The sequence below is a fragment of the Pedobacter sp. KBW06 genome (genome assembly GCF_003852525.1).
In the GTDB taxonomy this organism is placed as follows: domain Bacteria; phylum Bacteroidota; class Bacteroidia; order Sphingobacteriales; family Sphingobacteriaceae; genus Pedobacter.
This window is the reverse complement of sequence record NZ_QAJL01000002.1, coordinates 1,069,839-1,084,779: the sequence shown is the minus strand read 5'-3', so window position 1 is coordinate 1,084,779 and position 14,941 is coordinate 1,069,839. Positions and strand designations below refer to the sequence as shown.

The following is a 14,941-nucleotide window of genomic DNA, read 5'->3' as shown; positions in this document are numbered from 1 at the left end:
ATCATTCCAGGATTGGAAGATACTTTAGTTTTTTCCCCAGATTCGGGTATTCAGATCCAGCTCTTTAACAATGTCATACATGAACTGGACGAGCTCGATGTCCTTTTGGAGCAGGTTCTCATCAAGTAAGCTCCTGGAAAACGGAGGTTCAAAATAGTTTTCGCTTAGCGGAAATGCAATAAATACAAGGCTACCAGTGAACGATAAACTAATGGTCTCTTTTGAGCGTTTGTTTAGTTCTGAAATCCGTTCCATCATGGAAGGAGTTAAAATATACCTGGCTTCTACCTGGTTATCCGAATAAGTGACGAAACTCTTATCGAAGTCCGGATTTTCCAGTTTAACAATCTCTCCGGAAGCAAATATGGGGAGAGCTGTTGAAATCCAGGCCCCAAATGCAGCACTAAAATCCTTAGGCCTGACCATGGTTGTTCCATTGAAATTTTTATTAAAATCAGCACAGAACACCACACCTTTTAATATATCGTGCCAATCTACACGCTGACCATTCTTCGTTTGAGTAACAGTTTTGTATTCTGCATGTACTTCTGAGAAACTGAATTTCGTTTTTCCCGCGAAGCCGTATACCTGATCTTCGCTGTGATATCGGTCGGGTGCTTTGGCAAAGAGCCGGGAGGAAATAAAAGCTGCTTCCGATAAGGCCTGCGCATCATCAATCTTAAGACTTTCATCTATAGTTCTCAAAGCATAGGCAACCAGGGAATGTTTATAAGAGTGCCGGTATCGGGTTTCTTTTGGTCCGGCCTTGCTGAGCATTACAAATCCATAAATAAATATCGCAATTCCAGCTAGGATGACCAGAATCAGGCCTTCGAAAATGATGCCAATGATAATAATCAGTGCACTTATTCCAATGATAGAATAATTTTTGATTTTTATGCCGTAAATTTCTTTACGCAAAACTTCCAGCTCAACTAGAATACCTTGCCTGGAAGCACCATTTTCAGTTTCGGATATCATTAATTATTGAAGAGCTCTTTGGCGCTGATGTTTTTCCGCTCTTCTTCTGTATTGGCCAGAACCGCGATTTGCTGGTAGTTTAGCATTCCTGCGAAAATACTTCCGGGAAACATCATCACAGCATTGTTGTAATCGGTAACAGAAGCGTTATAAGCCCTTCTGGAAGCAGCAATCTGCTCCTCACTTTCCGTCCAGGTGCTTTGCAGGTTTAAAAAATTCTGATTTGCTTTTAAGTCCGGATAGCTTTCTACATTAACCATGAGTCCTCTGACTGCTGAGCTCAGTTGTTTGTCTATATCCAATTTCTCTTCATTACTGGCATTGGGTGCAAAGGCACGACTTCTGAGTTCCACGACCTTTGTTAATACGCTTTCTTCATGTTGCATGTACTGTTTTACCGTTTCAATCAGATTCGGTAATAAGTCAAAACGTTTTTTTAGCATGACATCTATTGCAGAAAAGGCATTGTTGACTTGGTTTTTCTTCGCGATCAAAGAATTGTAGAAGGAGATTCCCAGCAGAGCAAGGATGACAAGTATAACAGCGCCTATGATCATGTTTTTGTTTTTTTAAAAGATTAAATAATCCCTATACAGATTTCGTGCAAGGTTAGTTTAGGATAACTACCCCCTTGGCTTCAAATGCAAGTTCTTTTTTAGGCTCGGTAATTTTTGCAATCTCTTCTGCAGATTTATGTGCATCCTCGGCATAATGGCGTAAAGTTTCCACCGAGATGGTTTGTTTTTTGGCAATACCATCAAGGGCTACTTTTTTTCCGACAATATCCATGGGCATGAAAAAAGCATAATCTTTAAAAGTAATGCGGATTGATTCTCCCGAAGGGGTTTTTAAAGTCATCCAGCAGCCCTTTTTTTTGCAGACTTCAACAACCTGTCCCGTAACTTTCATTTCGGCTGTCTTTTTGTCGCCCATTGCAGATTCCATTTTTTCTATAGGGAGCAGGTCGCCGGCAGGAACGCCTTGTCCAAATGATTTAGGGTTAACCGTGGGTGTTTCCTGTGCCATAGCGCAGATTGATAAAGCACAAAAGAAGATGCTTAGAAGCGTTTTTTTTATCATGATATTTTTCTTTTCACATTTATTTAACATTTCTCAATAGACTTTTCTGCCTTAGCTATCCGGGCAGTTCATCTCGATTCACCCTTAAAAAAGACTAACCGCATGAGTTTCTTGTATTTATAACTGTAAAAATATCTAAAATATATTCAGGAAAGGAAAAAAGATTACAAATAAAAAAATCCTCGTTATCTGACGATAACGAGGATAATCATCCCTATTGTTTGTTAATTCATAAATGATTAACGCTAAGTATATGGCAACTAATAGGCCAAGTTTTAAAAATGCTGTTCGTGGTTCATAACTACTTAATATTCAGCTATATTTAAAAGTTGTTAATTTTACATGAAAAAACAAAGTGGGGAAAAAAATACTCAATATGTGGAAACAGATCATTTGTTTCTACATATTTCCCGTTTTTGGCACGATTGAATTACCCAAATAACAAAGAGAAAACATCTTCTATTTTACTCACCGGGCTGAGTTCAATCTTATACCGTTCCGTGATCAAACCTTTCATATTATAATTTGAAATGAAAATTCTTTCAAAGCCGAGTTTTTCTGCTTCCGAGATGCGTTGCTCAATTCTATTTACTGCTCTTATTTCTCCGGAGAGCCCTACTTCAGCAGCAAAGCATATTTTAGAGGAAATAAAAATATCCTCATGAGAAGAGATGATGGCGACTAAAATTGCGAGATCGATGGCTGGATCCTCGACCTTAATTCCTCCTGCAATGTTTAAGAACACATCCCTGGTACTTAGCCTGAAGCCACACCTTTTTTCAAGTACAGCAAGGAGCATATTCATTCTTTTTGTGTCAAATCCATTAGCTGAGCGCTGTGGCGTTCCGTATGCCGCAGTGCTAACCAGGGCCTGAGTTTCTATTAACATTGGTCTTGCGCCTTCTAAAGTGGCTGATATGGCAATCCCACTCAGTTCTTCATCTCGCTGTGACAGTAATATTTCCGAAGGGTTTGAAACCTGTCTAAGTCCGCTGCTGTGCATAGCGTATATCCCAAGTTCTGCAGCTGCCCCAAATCTGTTTTTTATGGAGCGTAAAATCCGGTAAACATGGTGTCTGTCGCCTTCAAACTGTAAGACGGTATCCACCATATGCTCCAGAATTTTTGGTCCGGCAATGGTTCCATCCTTTGTGATATGCCCAATTAGAAATACTGGTGTATCCGTTTCTTTGGCAAACCTCAGCAGTTCTGCCGTACATTCTCTTACCTGTGATACGCTTCCCGGGGTAGAATCAATATGAGCTGAATGAAGGGTTTGTATGGAATCCACGATTAGTAAGTCGGGCTCTAGTTCTTCTATCTGTTTAAATATATTTTGTGTGGAGGTCTCTGTGAGAATATAGCAGTCTGCTGTTGGGACAGAGGTGATGCGTTCTGCTCTCATTTTGATCTGTTGCTCGCTCTCTTCACCAGAAATATAAAGAATTTTTTTTCCGGATATGTTTAAGGCCAGCTGAAGCATTAAGGTAGACTTTCCGATTCCAGGTTCTCCTCCAATAAGGATTACCGATCCTGCAACCAGGCCTCCACCCAATACCCGGTCCAGTTCCTGATCGCCGGTCAGGATTCTTTCCTCGGTTATGGAGGGGATATTGCCTACTTTATTGGGCTTGTTTACGCGTGTGGTTCCCGTGGAGGTTTTCCAGGCTGGAACTTTGGATCCTGCCTTTTCTGTGATTTCTTCTACGAAAGTGTTCCAGGAGTTGCATGAAGGGCATTTTCCGAGCCATTTGGCCGATTCATATCCGCAACTCTGGCAAAAATATGCTGATTTAGTCTTAGCCAATTTACAGAGGTTTTAGTGAGTTACGAATTTAGGCTTAATTCTATAAAAACGGAGCTAAAATAAAACAGGCCTGATCCGATAGGAGCAGGCCTGTTAAAAGAAATTTAAACCGTGATTATAATTTGATCTCTTCGTCTTTAGAAGAAATAAAATGAAATTCCGTTAGGTTATACGATGGAACAGCTTTGATTTTGATTCTTTGACCGAATTTAAAGAACCACTTCCATTGTAAAGATATGAACCCTTTTTTGATGTAAGCCTCAATATAAGGGTGTACACAAAGTGTAATATTTTTTTCGTTTTGCTCCTGCAAAATATAGTTCAGATTGTTTTCGATGTCATCCATCAAAACAATGCTGGCCTTAATTTCACCCGTACCATCACAGGTTGGGCATTTTTCACTGGTGACAATGTTCATCTCCGGTCTGACACGCTGACGGGTGATTTGAACAAGGCCAAACTTACTTGGAGGAAGAATGGTATGCTTGGCACGGTCCAAGAGCATTAATTCCTTTAGGTAGTCGAATAACATTTTACGGTTAACAGGTTTGTGCATGTCGATAAAATCGATCACTACAATCCCTCCCATATCACGCAGACGCAGTTGTCTTGCAATTTCTTTTGCGGCTTCTTTATTTACCTGAAGCGCATTTTCTTCCTGATTTTCTTTGCTTGCCGTTCTGTTTCCGCTGTTTACGTCAACAACATGCAATGCTTCGGTATGCTCTACCACAAGGTAAGCGCCACCAGCCAGGTTTACGGTTTTTCCGAAAGCATTTTTAATTTGCTTCTCAATTCCGAAATGTTCAAAGATGGGTTCTTTATGTTTATAGATTTTAACAATCTTTTCCATCTCCGGAGAGATTTCATGTACATAAGAACGGATGTCTTCAAACAGGTTACTGTCGTTCACATAAACATTAGTGAAGTCAGTACTTAAAATATCACGGATCAGCGTGGAAGTGCGGTCCATTTCTCCCCAAACACGTTTTGAAGGCTCTGCATCAGGTAACTTTTTAATAAAGTTTTCCCATTTAGCCACAGAGTCTAAAAGGTCTTTTTGAAGTTCGGCGACACCCTTGCCTTCAGAAACCGTTCTAATGATGACCCCAAAGTTCTTAGGCTTGATACTTTCGATAATCTTTTTTAAACGATTACGTTCGGTATTGCTTTTAATCTTTTTGGAAATCGAAATGACATTAGAGAAGGGAACCAGTACAATATAGCGTCCTGCTATAGATAGGTCAGAACTTAAGCGTGGTCCCTTTGTTGAAATTGGTTCTTTGGCGATTTGAACTGGCAGCACAAGATTCTTGCTGACCACTTCGGAGATCTTCCCGGCTTTGTTAATATCTCCTTCTAGCTTGAAATTATCTAATAAAGTTCCGCTAACAGAGCCGTTACGCTTGATTTTAGTAAGCTTTATCAAAGATTGGACTTGTGGACCAAGGTCGAAATAATGCAAAAAAGCATCCTTCTCGTAACCCACATCAACGAACGCAGCATTTAGTCCGGGCATAATTTTCTTTATGCGGCCTAAATAAATATCGCCTACGGCGTAATTGTTATTGATGTGTTCCTTATGAAGTTCTACAAGTTGTTTGTCTTCAACTAAAGCTATGGTTACTCCCGAGGGAGATGAATCTATAATTAGTTCCTTTACCAAAAGCTACAGATTTTAAGGCTTTTAAGCCTTATTAACACATGGACAATAAAAAACGTTGCTACCAACAATTAAGGCTACGATCAAATCCTAGCCTTAGTTGTTGAGCAAAACATGAAGAAAACTATTTTTTCTTATGTCTGTTTTTTCTTAAACGTTTTTTACGTTTGTGGGTAGCCATTTTATGTCTTTTTCTTTTTTTACCGCTTGGCATAATCTTAGGTTTTAAATATTTTTATTAAATCTGTTTATTAATTTTTATTCTTTAACGCAATCACTTTGTCATCAATAAATTTAGATAATGTAGCGTTTGCTGCTAATTTTTTACTCTTTTCGTAGGCATCGATAGCTTCAGTATTCTTTCCCAGGTTTTCGTAAGACGTTCCCAGATAGAAATAGGCGTCAGGAGAAGGCTTCATGGCAATAATGCTTTTGAATCTGATGATTGCTTTGTCAAACTGACCCGACTTCATAGCGAAAGTTCCCAAGCTCATATTTGCTTTTAAGTTCTTTGGATCTTTCTTTACAACGTCCAATAACATCGCTATTCCTGACATTGGTGCTCCCATACCGTTAACGATAGTGATTCCCAGGCCTGTCTTAGCTTCATTACTGTTCGAGTCTACTTTCATTGCACTGCTGTAAGAAGCGTTTGCTTTTTGCAAAAGTGCAGGTTGTAATAAACTGTCACGGGTATTGTCAAATGCCTTCATAAATGTATCTCCGGCAGCTAACCAATTGTTTAACGTTTGCTCTTGATTGGCTACGATTTCCAGGTACAATGCACTTGGAACCGATTGCTCTAAATCATCCCACTTTTTCGCAAGTAATTTAGCTTCTTTGGCTTTATCTCCTTCAGAAGCAGATTTATATGCAGTTTCAAGCGAAGTAATTTCGGCTGCTAACGGAGCTTTAATCATGTTCTTAGCGGCAGTTGAAACCTCCTCAAGGTTGATCTCAGCTGTTGCCGGAGCCTGTGCTGCCATCTGACCACCTGCAGGAGTACTGCTGGTTTGTTCTTTTGGCTTCACTAAACCCTTAATATCCCTTGTAAACAAAAACGCAATAAGCAGAACTACTGCTCCTATTAAAATGGCCTGTTTAGATCGGATACTGTTTATCATGATGATAATTAAGCTTCTACGCTAACTTTTTTTGAATTATTCTTTACTTTATCAACAAACACTTTTGCTGGTTTAAAGCTTGGCACAAAGTGCTCCGGGATAATAATTGCAGTGTTTTTAGAAATATTTCTCGCAGTTTTTTGTGCTCTCTTTTTAACAACAAAACTACCAAAACCCCTAACATATACATTTTCGCCACCAATCATGCTGTTTTTGATGACCTTGAAAAATGCCTCAACGGTTTCTTGTACATCTACCTTTTCAATTCCTGTTTTCGTTGATATTTCTGAAATAATATCTGCCTTAGTCATATTCTCTGTTATTAATTTATAGTGTGTTATATACTTTATAAGTGTTTTGGGGTTGCAAAAGTATTGCTTTTTAATGAGATAGGAAAATAAAAGATGATTTATTTGTCTCGTGTTGTATCACCGAATTGCAAGTTTTAGTAAAAACAAATATTTAGCGTGTATTTTTGTGGTTATGAGTTTTCAGACAGAAATTGTAAAATGGTATTTAATTAATAAAAGAGCACTTCCCTGGAGGGATACTACTGATGCTTATGTGATTTGGCTTTCGGAAATCATTTTGCAACAGACAAGAGTAGAACAAGGCCTGCCTTATTTTAATAACTTTTTACAAAATTACCCAACAGTAACTGATTTTGCCAATGCAACCGAAACGCAAATCCTCAAATTGTGGCAGGGGTTAGGTTATTATTCCCGGGGAAGAAATATGCTTTTTACTGCAAGGCAAATCAGGGATTCGCATGCAGGTATTTTTCCCGTAAAATATGATGACCTCATTCAGCTAAAAGGGGTGGGAGAGTATACAGCAGCAGCAATTTCTTCTTTTTCGGCAAACGAATCTAAGGCGGTCCTGGACGGAAATGTTTTCCGGGTATTGTCCAGATATTTTGGAATAGAGACTGCCATTAATAGTACTGAAGGCAAAAAACAGTTTAATGAACTTGCGCAGGCATTGATCGAAGATCAGCAACCCTCTTTGTACAATCAGGCCATCATGGAATTCGGGGCTTTACAATGCAAGCCAAAATCTCCGGATTGCGGCAATTGTCCTGTTCAGTCCGGGTGTTATGCCAGGGCAAACGATCGGGTGAATTTACTGCCCCTGAAGTTAAAAAAGTTAAAAAAACGAATCAGGTATTTCAATTATTTTGTTTGTTTTGACGGAGAGCAGTTGCTCGTGAACAAAAGAACGGCGGGAGATGTATGGCAGGAACTGTATGATTTCCCATTGATTGAGACGGAGAAGCCTTATCTCGAGGATCATGAACAATTCCTAGCTAAACTGAAAATGAACTTTGGAGAGGCCTGTATTATAGCACCTTTAGCACAGCAAAAACATTTGTTAACTCACCAAACTATATATGTTCAATTTTTTGCTTTAGACAATTATATCATTAACTTTAATATGAATGCAGAAATAAAATGGGTTTCTCTTGCAGCGTTTGAGGAGTTGCCCCAACCAAAAGTGATTACAAATTTTATGATCTCCAATTCAATTAAACAGTAAAATTATATTTCATGTCAGGTATTAACAAAGTTATTTTAGTCGGACATTTAGGCAAAGATCCTGAAGTCAGACATTTAGAAGGAGGGGTCACTGTAGCTAGTTTTCCATTGGCAACATCAGAGACTTATAACAAAGATGGTAAGCGTATTGAGCAGACGGAATGGCATAATATTGTTTTATGGAGAGGACTTGCAGAGGTCGCATCTAAATATTTGCAAAAAGGAAAGCTGGTATACATTGAAGGAAAACTACGTACACGCTCTTTCGAGGATAGAGAAAAAGTTAAAAAATATGTGACTGAAGTGGTCGCCGAAAACTTTACCATCTTAGGGAGGAAGAGTGACTTTGAACATACCCCTGTAAGTAATGAAAATACCACTCCAAAAAGTGAAACAGAGTACCTTGACCCGAATGAGGTTTCAGGAGATCTGCCTTTTTAGAGATGCAGAGGCTAACCAGAAAAGGTGCAAAGGGAGCATTACTGGATGTTTATGAAGATGCCATTGCAGCGCTGCAGGAAAGCATTGCAGATTTATCCAATGACGATCTTGTTGCTGTAGTATTGCCTGATGAAGCCGATTGCAGTTCTATTCAAACGATTTTGACACACGTGGTTAGCAGTTCCTATAGTTATGCCGTCTATATTCATGAACTCAAAGGGCGAAGCTATACCAGGCCCGAAGAAAAACTACGTACCCGGGCTGTGGATTATGTTCAGGATCTTAAGGACGCTTTCCTGTTTAATCTGAACGTTTTCAGGGAGTTCGACGATAGTGAATTGGAGCATTTTGATGCTTCCGGAAAAATTATGACCGGATGGGCGCAGCTTTATGACATAGAACAACTAACTGAACATGCGATCGTCCATGTATTACGGCATAAGCGGCAAATAGAAAAATTTAAACTTTTACTGAACCTTACGGAGCAATAATTCCGGAATAAAATAAATGGCCTTCAATACCGGAATACATATGTATTCCGGTATTGAAGGCCATTGTGTGCGATCTGGTTATTATTCTACAGTAACTGATTTCGCCAGGTTTCTCGGCTGATCTACATTACATCCGCGCATTAATGCGATATGATAAGACAGTAACTGAAGTGGTATGGTTGCCAGCAATGGTAAGAATGCTTCACTTGAATCAGGAATTTCTATACAGTAATCTGCCATTTTCTTCACTTCCGTATCCCCTTCAGTAACGATTGCAAGAACAATTCCTTTTCTTGCTTTTACCTCCTGAATGTTACTGATTACTTTTTCATAAGATGAGTTTTTGGTTGCAATCACCACTACAGGCATTTCTTCGTCAATTAAGGCGATAGGGCCGTGTTTCATCTCGGCTGCAGGATATCCTTCCGCATGGATATAAGAGATCTCCTTGAGCTTTAAAGCGCCTTCTAGGGCAACAGGAAAACCACTGCCTCTACCAAGGAACAAGCAGTTTCTTGAATCCTTGAATTTTGCGGCAATTTCCTGGATCATCTCATTAGATTCCAGTGCTTTCTGAATTTTATCAGGAATACAATCTAATTCTGTAAGTAATTCCACCAGTTTCGAGTGGCTAACTGTTCCTTTTTGCTGAGCCATATAGAAAGCCATCAGCGTAAGTACGGTTACCTGTCCGGTAAAAGCTTTGGTTGAAGCTACACCAATTTCCGGGCCCACATGGGTGTAAACGCCTGCATGAGTCAGCCTTGGAATCGAAGATCCCACAACATTACACACACCAAAAATAGTGGCTCCGCGTTCTTTTGCCATTTCAATAGCCGCCATTGTATCTGCTGTTTCTCCGGATTGAGAAATGGCGATCACTACATCTTTTTCCGTAATAATCGGATTTCTATACCTGAATTCCGAAGCATACTCTACTTCGACAGGAATCCGAGCATATTCTTCAATCAGATATTCTGCAACTAAGCCTGCATGCCATGAAGTTCCACAGGCAACAATGATGATTCTGTCTACATTCTTTAACTTCTCTGCATACTCTTTAATTCCACCAAGCTGAACGATTCCTTCATTTGGATAGATTCTTCCGCGCATACAGTCTCTGATCGAACGTGATTGCTCGAAGATTTCTTTAAGCATGAAATGCTCATATCCACCTTTTTCCAACATCTCCAGCTTTAATTCCAGGGCCTGGATATAAGGCGTCTGTACTACGTTATCAAGACGTTTGATTAATAACTCATCACGTTTCAGGAACGCAATCTCATTATCATTCAGGTAAATTACATTTTTGGTATACTCTACAATTGGCGTTGCATCAGAAGCAATAAAATATTCGCCTGCTCCAACACCGATCACCAGGGGACTTCCTTTTCTCGCCGCGATCAGCTGATCAGGTCGGTCTTCGTCCATCAATACAATCGCATAAGCTCCGGTAACTTCATTTAAGGCTATTCTGACTGCCTCTAAAAGGTCTGTGCCTTCATTTTTATAGATCTCTTCGATCAGGTGTACCAGAACCTCTGTATCCGTATCACTTTTAAATTCATGGCCTCTCTGAATCAGTTCTTCTTTTAGGGTTGCATAGTTTTCTATGATCCCATTGTGAATGATCGTTAATTTTCCACTATTTGAAGTATGGGGATGAGAGTTCCTGTCGGAAGGAGCACCATGAGTTGCCCAACGGGTATGCCCGATGCCTATTGTGCCCGACAAGTCTTTGCCTTCGGAAAAATTTTCCAATTCCAGGACCTTCCCTGCTTTTTTATAAATATTCAGACCTGTATCATTGATTAATGCAATTCCAGCACTGTCATAGCCACGGTATTCTAATCTTTTTAGTCCTTTAAGGACAATCGGCCAAGCTTCTCTATGGCCAATGTAACCAACTATTCCACACATAAAAATTATGTTTTAAAAAATAAATCCCCCGAAATTAATGAATCTCGGGGGATATGAATAAGTCTCTTGTTAAATTATTTCAGTTTGGTATAGAAGATATTTAGTTTCATCCTCTTTGTTGCCGGTGCTGCATCTTTTTTAGGGCCGACTAATATTGACCGTTCTGCTGTCGTTGCCAATGGATCTAAAGGAGATCCGCCAGAAGGATAGATCAGTGGTGCGGGTGACAGGAACGTTCCGTAATCTTTAATTTTGCCACTCACAAGATCCTGAACATAACTCGTCAATGTAAAGACGTAACGGCTGTTTACCGAATCAAAATATCCACCAAATTCAATGTCACTAACTCCTCTTGCATCACCGTTAGGGTTGCTCTGTGAACCAGGGTTGTTGTCTGAAACTTTTACACGCTGACCAGCCACATCATAAATGTAGAGTCTGAGTCTTTGTGCCGGTTTGAAATGTGCATCGCCATCTGGCGTAACGTCTACAACAAGTTCAGCTTTATTGATCGCTACTTTAGCACCTCCCAGTTTTGCTTTAAAATCATCGAAATTAAAGCTAACCTTATTCCTCAGACCTGATAGTGCCTGTAGGTAGGTTTGCTCAAATTGCTTACCTGAATTGTCCTGCAGTTGTGCTTTAATGTCCGGATTAGTATAGGTGTGCTTTACATAGGACAGGACTGGTGAGATACCTTGTCTGATTGGGAAAATTACAGAAGCTGTATCTCTGGTGTTCAAAGTTTTGCCATCTCTTTTATAGTAAAGCTGCAATCTTGAGGTGGTATCCGCAAAATTGAAAAATATCATTCCGCCTTTTCCTGTCGCTTTTGCGCTGACATATAGCCCTCTGAATTTATCAGTGAATAAGTTGTTTTTGTCAAAAGCAAGAGTATCCATTTTAACAATCTTGCTTTGAATCAAAGCCGTATTTAAGCGGATCCTTAGCTGAGGAACCACACTTCTTAGGGTGTCGGGTTTGCCTGCAACAATTTCGGTCACTTTAAAAGGTGTTAAGGGTTTTATGTAAACAGCACCCTGAGGCTGATTTTTATCGTTGGTCACCAGTGTACCTAAAATTTCATTCGCATCTTTGCCCCATTCTGTAGAGCTGAGGAAGGTATGTTCGTGTGTGATGTCCCTGGTCATCTGGCCTACAGTGACGGTGTAAGTTTGTGTCGAATCACCATAAAACGGAGTAATCACCGAGCTGCCTGAGCTGACCTTCGCATAACCTAGAATCAATACTGCGGAATCCAGTTCTGCATTTTTACCAAATCTGTATTTGCCCGTTGCTGTTGAACCTGAGCTTGTGCCCGGAGCATTAACCACCATTGCTGTACCTGCCAAAGTCTCTCCAAAAACAGGATCGGTCATAAAGCCTACAGGGTAGCGCTCCAGATTTGCTGTGCTGACTGCATCATCCAGTTGCGTTTGGGAAGTGACTGTAGTATTGTCATACAGGTCCCCCTTAATGGCAGAATCTTCCTGCCCCAAACCTATGGTATTGGGATCTTTACAAGAAGAAAAAAGAAAAAGACCTATCAACATGGTTAATAAGTCTTGTTTTGAAAATTTCATATTTAAGTTAATAATACCTGAGTTTATGCTATTGAAACCAATTCTTCATCCGAAATCTCCTCATATAAAGCGTAGAAGTTTTCGAAATCGTCGGTTAAATTATAAGCTAAAGTTGGTTTATTAGAATCTTTAACAAATTTTAACACATTACTATCGATGTTTTCGTTCGCTAATACCACTGCGTCAGAGTAAGTTATCGCTCCGATATGTAAGGTGTTACAGTCCGCATTTTCAAATACTTTCGTATCCTCAAGCGTCATGGCATTCATTACAGCCTTTTTATGAAGATCTGCATGAAGTTTTTCTGTAAAACAATTCTCATAGATCGAATATACTACTTTAGAATTCTTGAAAGTAGGATCATTCTTATAAGAAGTTTTAATGTAAGCCGGGACTAAAGCGGTCATCCATCCATGACAGTGCACGATGTCTGGCGCCCAGCCTAATTTTTTTACCGTTTCCAATGCGCCTTTGCAAAAGAAGATTGTTCTTTCGTCATTGTCAGCATAGAACTTGTCTTCCTTGTCTCTAAAAACGTATTTGCGTTGGAAATAATCTTCATTATCCAGGAAGTATACCTGCATACGGGCAGCCGGGATAGAAGCAACTTTAATGATTAAAGGGTTGTCATTATCATCGATGATAATGTTCATTCCTGAAAGACGTATTACTTCGTGCAATCTGTTCCTTCTTTCATTAATATTCCCGAACCTAGGCATCAAAATGCGGATTTCAAATCCTTTGTCCTGCATTGCCTGAGGTAGTTGACGGGTTATTTCTGAAATTTTTGTGAGTTCAAGGAAAGGCGACATCTCGTGTGTAACAATCAGTAGCTTCGTTTTTGCCATCTCCATATTCTGTAAATAAAAATTTATGTTAAAGAAAAGATTATCAAGGGGCAAAGGTAAGCAAAATAATAACATTTATCAATTATATAGGCAAGATGTTTTGTTTGGAATAGATAAATAACCAACTTTGCCCTTTGAAATTTTATAGGCTAGTTTGAAAGTTATAAACACCATCGCAGCGTTAAAGTCGTTGCTTGAACCAATAAAATTGGGTCAACAAAAAATTGCTTTAGTGCCTACAATGGGTGCATTGCACAAAGGACACGTATCACTCATCAATATTGCCCAGCAATATGCGGATGTGGTGGTTTGCAGTATTTTTGTAAATCCAACACAATTTACCGATCCTAAAGACCTGGAAAAATATCCGCGTCCCCTGGAGCACGACATGCAAATGCTTCGCGAAGCAGGATGTGATGTGGTGTTTATGCCCTCGGTAAAAGAGATGTATCCGGGAATGGAACACTGGCATATAGACCTCGGACCGGCAGAGTTTCTGCTGGAAGGAGAGTTCCGAAAAGGGCATTATCAGGGGGTTACCCAGATCGTAAAAAAACTTTTTGATGCCGTAAATCCGGATGTTGCTTTCTTCGGGCAAAAGGACTTTCAGCAAGTGCTGATGATAGAAACCATGGTGGCTTATTTTAAACTTCCTGTGCAGATCATTTCCTGTCCCATCATCAGGGAAGAAGATGGCCTGGCCATGAGTTCCAGAAATATCCATTTAAACGAAGCGGACCGTAAAAATGCATTGGTACTGAGTAAGGCGCTCAGCTATGTAAAGGATCATTTTGAAGAAAAGACAATTCTGGAACTCCTTGAAGAAGCAAAAGACATGATCTCAGCGGTATCGGGGGTTGAGCTGGACTATTTTACGATCGCAAACGGGAAAACACTCCTTCCAGAAAATAATAAAAATCAATCTGATCTTGTGGCTTTAGTAGCGGCAAAGGTAGGTCAGACGAGGCTAATAGATAATATGCTCCTCAACTGACAAACCACTATATTATAATAACCCAAAAGTTTTAACTTTGTATTATGATTATCGAGATATTAAAATCGAAAATACACCGTGTTAAAGTAACACAGGCCGAATTACATTACGTTGGAAGCATTACCATAGATGAAGATCTGATGGACGCTGCCCAGATTATCGCCAATGAAAAGGTGCAGATCGTAAATAACAATAATGGAGAACGTTTTGAAACCTATGTGATCAAAGGTGAACGTGGAACCGGGACAATTTGTTTAAACGGAGCTACTGCCAGAAAGGTTCAGGTTGGTGACATCCTGATCATTATGTCTTACGGATCCCTGCCAATTGAAGAGGCGAAGAAATATCATCCCATTCTGGTTTTCCCTGACGACAATAATCACCTTTTAAAATAGCAGCAACCTATATTGTATAAAATAATGCTATGCAGCCATAGTAATAATGACGTAGAAATACTAAATTTGGCCGTACGTA

The 14,941-nt window shown here is 39.7% G+C and carries 15 protein-coding genes; 5 read left to right on the top strand and 10 right to left on the bottom strand.

The window, feature by feature from the left end; genetic code table 11:
• Positions 1 to 24: 24 nt before the first annotated feature.
• From DBR43_RS14705 to DBR43_RS14675, 7 genes are all read right to left on the bottom strand, one after another.
• Positions 25 to 981 (bottom strand): DUF3137 domain-containing protein, encoded by a 957-nt coding sequence (locus DBR43_RS14705; protein WP_124582010.1) that lies wholly within the window; start codon positions 979 to 981, stop codon positions 25 to 27.
• Positions 981 to 1,538, bottom strand: coding sequence for a LemA family protein (locus DBR43_RS14700; RefSeq protein WP_124582008.1), 558 nt, complete (start codon positions 1,536 to 1,538; stop codon positions 981 to 983). The genes DBR43_RS14705 and DBR43_RS14700 overlap by 1 nt, the downstream gene beginning before the upstream one ends.
• A gap of 52 nt (positions 1,539 to 1,590) precedes the next feature.
• Entirely contained in the window at positions 1,591 to 2,007 is a 417-nt protein-coding gene (locus DBR43_RS14695; RefSeq protein WP_124582006.1) for a DUF4920 domain-containing protein, read from the bottom strand.
• Positions 2,008 to 2,491: 484 nt separating this feature from the next.
• Positions 2,492 to 3,868 (bottom strand): DNA repair protein RadA, encoded by a 1,377-nt coding sequence (gene radA / locus DBR43_RS14690; RefSeq protein ID WP_124582004.1) that lies wholly within the window; start codon positions 3,866 to 3,868, stop codon positions 2,492 to 2,494.
• A gap of 115 nt (positions 3,869 to 3,983) precedes the next feature.
• Positions 3,984 to 5,534 carry a ribonuclease E/G gene (locus DBR43_RS14685; protein ID WP_074613092.1) on the bottom strand — a complete coding sequence of 517 codons (1,551 nt, stop codon included), beginning with the start codon at positions 5,532 to 5,534 and terminating at the stop codon, positions 3,984 to 3,986.
• A gap of 248 nt (positions 5,535 to 5,782) precedes the next feature.
• Positions 5,783 to 6,655, bottom strand: a complete 873-nt coding sequence (locus tag DBR43_RS14680; protein WP_124582002.1) for a tetratricopeptide repeat protein — start codon at positions 6,653 to 6,655, stop codon at positions 5,783 to 5,785.
• 8 nt (positions 6,656 to 6,663) lie between these two features.
• The gene (locus tag DBR43_RS14675) at positions 6,664 to 6,966 is read right to left on the bottom strand and encodes an HU family DNA-binding protein (protein WP_008240139.1); all 303 of its coding nucleotides are present in this window, start codon (positions 6,964 to 6,966) and stop codon (positions 6,664 to 6,666) included.
• Between the two features lie 172 nt (positions 6,967 to 7,138).
• On the opposite strand from DBR43_RS14675, the gene mutY reads away from it, so the two are divergent.
• From mutY to DBR43_RS14660, 3 genes are read left to right on the top strand one after another with little or no spacing between them, the layout of a single operon-like run.
• On the top strand, positions 7,139 to 8,191 hold the full coding sequence (gene mutY, locus DBR43_RS14670; protein WP_124582000.1) for an A/G-specific adenine glycosylase: 1,053 nt from the start codon (positions 7,139 to 7,141) through the stop codon (positions 8,189 to 8,191).
• An 11-nt stretch (positions 8,192 to 8,202) separates the two neighbouring features.
• Positions 8,203 to 8,631, top strand: coding sequence for a single-stranded DNA-binding protein (locus DBR43_RS14665; RefSeq protein WP_069379262.1), 429 nt, complete (start codon positions 8,203 to 8,205; stop codon positions 8,629 to 8,631).
• Positions 8,632 to 8,633: 2 nt separating this feature from the next.
• Positions 8,634 to 9,122, top strand: coding sequence for a DinB family protein (locus tag DBR43_RS14660; protein ID WP_124581998.1), 489 nt, complete (start codon positions 8,634 to 8,636; stop codon positions 9,120 to 9,122).
• A gap of 81 nt (positions 9,123 to 9,203) precedes the next feature.
• On the opposite strand, the gene glmS is transcribed toward DBR43_RS14660, so the two are convergent.
• The 3 genes from glmS to DBR43_RS14645 form a co-directional block, all read right to left on the bottom strand.
• The gene (glmS, locus tag DBR43_RS14655; RefSeq protein WP_124581996.1) at positions 9,204 to 11,042 is read right to left on the bottom strand and encodes a glutamine--fructose-6-phosphate transaminase (isomerizing); all 1,839 of its coding nucleotides are present in this window, start codon (positions 11,040 to 11,042) and stop codon (positions 9,204 to 9,206) included.
• A 74-nt stretch (positions 11,043 to 11,116) separates the two neighbouring features.
• The gene (locus tag DBR43_RS14650; protein WP_124581994.1) at positions 11,117 to 12,625 is read right to left on the bottom strand and encodes a DUF4270 domain-containing protein; all 1,509 of its coding nucleotides are present in this window, start codon (positions 12,623 to 12,625) and stop codon (positions 11,117 to 11,119) included.
• A 23-nt stretch (positions 12,626 to 12,648) separates the two neighbouring features.
• Positions 12,649 to 13,473, bottom strand: coding sequence for a glycogen/starch synthase (locus DBR43_RS14645; RefSeq protein WP_233602977.1), 825 nt, complete (start codon positions 13,471 to 13,473; stop codon positions 12,649 to 12,651).
• Positions 13,474 to 13,627: 154 nt separating this feature from the next.
• Here DBR43_RS14645 and panC point away from each other — a divergent pair, with 154 nt between their 5' ends.
• Together panC and panD are read left to right on the top strand one after the other, a co-directional pair.
• Complete coding sequence (panC, locus tag DBR43_RS14640; RefSeq protein ID WP_124581990.1) at positions 13,628 to 14,467, top strand: pantoate--beta-alanine ligase; 840 nt, start codon at positions 13,628 to 13,630, stop codon at positions 14,465 to 14,467.
• 44 nt (positions 14,468 to 14,511) lie between these two features.
• Positions 14,512 to 14,862: an aspartate 1-decarboxylase gene (gene panD, locus DBR43_RS14635; RefSeq protein ID WP_073231878.1), complete on the top strand. Its 351-nt coding sequence runs from the start codon at positions 14,512 to 14,514 to the stop codon at positions 14,860 to 14,862.
• Positions 14,863 to 14,941 lie beyond the last annotated feature (79 nt).

Bases quoted from the DNA above. Each gene is read 5' to 3' on its own strand.
- DBR43_RS14660 (WP_124581998.1), top strand. From the start codon at position 8,634: ATGCAGAGGCTAACCAGAAAAGGTGCAAAGGGAGCATTACTGGATGTT.
- DBR43_RS14645 (WP_233602977.1), bottom strand. From the start codon at position 13,473: ATGGCAAAAACGAAGCTACTGATTGTTACACACGAGATGTCGCCTTTC.
- DBR43_RS14650 (WP_124581994.1), bottom strand. From the start codon at position 12,625: ATGAAATTTTCAAAACAAGACTTATTAACCATGTTGATAGGTCTTTTT.
- DBR43_RS14665 (WP_069379262.1), top strand. From the start codon at position 8,203: ATGTCAGGTATTAACAAAGTTATTTTAGTCGGACATTTAGGCAAAGAT.
- DBR43_RS14680 (WP_124582002.1), bottom strand. From the start codon at position 6,655: ATGATAAACAGTATCCGATCTAAACAGGCCATTTTAATAGGAGCAGTA.
- DBR43_RS14675 (WP_008240139.1), bottom strand. From the start codon at position 6,966: ATGACTAAGGCAGATATTATTTCAGAAATATCAACGAAAACAGGAATT.
- glmS (WP_124581996.1), bottom strand. From the start codon at position 11,042: ATGTGTGGAATAGTTGGTTACATTGGCCATAGAGAAGCTTGGCCGATT.
- DBR43_RS14695 (WP_124582006.1), bottom strand. From the start codon at position 2,007: ATGGCACAGGAAACACCCACGGTTAACCCTAAATCATTTGGACAAGGC.
- DBR43_RS14705 (WP_124582010.1), bottom strand. From the start codon at position 981: ATGATATCCGAAACTGAAAATGGTGCTTCCAGGCAAGGTATTCTAGTT.
- panD (WP_073231878.1), top strand. From the start codon at position 14,512: ATGATTATCGAGATATTAAAATCGAAAATACACCGTGTTAAAGTAACA.
- DBR43_RS14700 (WP_124582008.1), bottom strand. From the start codon at position 1,538: ATGATCATAGGCGCTGTTATACTTGTCATCCTTGCTCTGCTGGGAATC.
- mutY (WP_124582000.1), top strand. From the start codon at position 7,139: ATGAGTTTTCAGACAGAAATTGTAAAATGGTATTTAATTAATAAAAGA.